Genomic DNA, 1,366 nt, shown 5'->3' with positions numbered 1-1,366 from the left:
CCCCCACTCTCCCATTCCCCTCTGGTAGATAACTAAATATATTCTTCCTCCTTCAATAATTGTTAACTGTTAATTTTTGAACTGTAGTTTAGCTAATAAATATTTGTATTTATCAAATAAAATAGGTTTTACAAATTAATTTTTTCTACTTCGCTACTCCTTTACAGTCTTCATTTTTGTTGTTTGCTTGCGTTGTTCAAAGGAAAAGGAAAGATGAAAATTTAGTTTGAAGTTTAATACCAATTTTCAGGCATTGATACTAAATTATTGGTTAATATAGCAGTCAAAGCAAAGCTTAGGAAATATCAAAAACTTAACATTCAGATAACGAAAGTTTTTCCTTATGTTGTAGATAACTCATCGCCTAGATATAATCATTTAACTTTAGATTGAGACAAAGCTTCTTTGCTATGAAAGAGTTTCAGACAAAAAAACGTCTCATTTTTATTTAAGTTAAAGTACCATAACTAAACTCCTTCTTTTTTCTTCTTTCTTCCTTTTTACTTCTTCACTTCTTCGTTCTTCCTTCTTCCTTCTTACTTCTTATTTCCTGATAAAAATGGTTTTGCCAAGAATAAACTACAGATTGACTTAGCATCAACAACTTCTCCATCAAAGATAGCTTTTTCTAATTCTTGAGGTGTCATTAAAACTGTTTCTATATCTTCATCAATATCCTGTGCTGGTGGACTTTCCAACTTTTCCAAATCTTCTGCTAAAAAAGCATAAATAAATTCATCCGAGTATCCAGGAGCAAGAGGAAATTCTCCTAACTTTTGCCATTTATGAGCACGATAACCTGTCTCTTCTTCTATTTCTCGTTTGATAGTATCAGCAGGATTTTCATTTTCTTCTATTGTACCTGCTGGAAATTCTAAAATCCTATCTTTAATGGCAAATCGATATTGTTTTACTAAGACTAATTTTCCATCTGAAGTAACAGGAATACATAAAGCTCCTCCCGGATGACGAATACATTCCCAGTCTCCTTCAACTCCATTGGGTAGACGCATATAGTTAACGTCAAAGTTAAATTTTCTACCTTGATATTGCAGACGTTGTTTAATAATTTTGGGCGGTTCTTGGCTTGGCATAAAATATCATAAAAAATAAGTTTTAACTATCATATCATCTTTGGTATGAATAAAGGTTAAGTGATAAAAGAGGATTGTCTATCAATAATAATTATCAAAATTTATACAGATTTTGCTTAAGCTAATATAAATTGATGTTGGTAATATTTCAGATAAATGCTTAAATTTAACAATTAATATGGCGTTTTTATCTGAGATGTGGAGACCAAATGCTATGAAAAAGATAATAAATAGTTAGGATGATCATCATAATTATGTACCATCAGATGGTA

1 protein-coding gene is annotated in these 1,366 nt (G+C 30.7%); it reads right to left on the bottom strand.

All coding sequences use genetic code 11. The features are described 5' to 3' along the window. Positions 1-536 precede the first annotated feature (536 nt). A complete protein-coding gene (locus AC3DU7_RS28320) occupies positions 537-1,094 on the bottom strand; it encodes an NUDIX hydrolase (protein ID WP_488042594.1) in 558 nt (185 codons plus the stop codon). Between the last annotated feature and the right edge of the window lie 272 nt (positions 1,095-1,366).

The sequence above is a fragment of the Okeania sp. genome (genome assembly GCF_983059655.1).
Note: the sequence above shows the minus strand (reverse complement) of the source record. Positions and strands in the feature narration are given on the sequence as shown.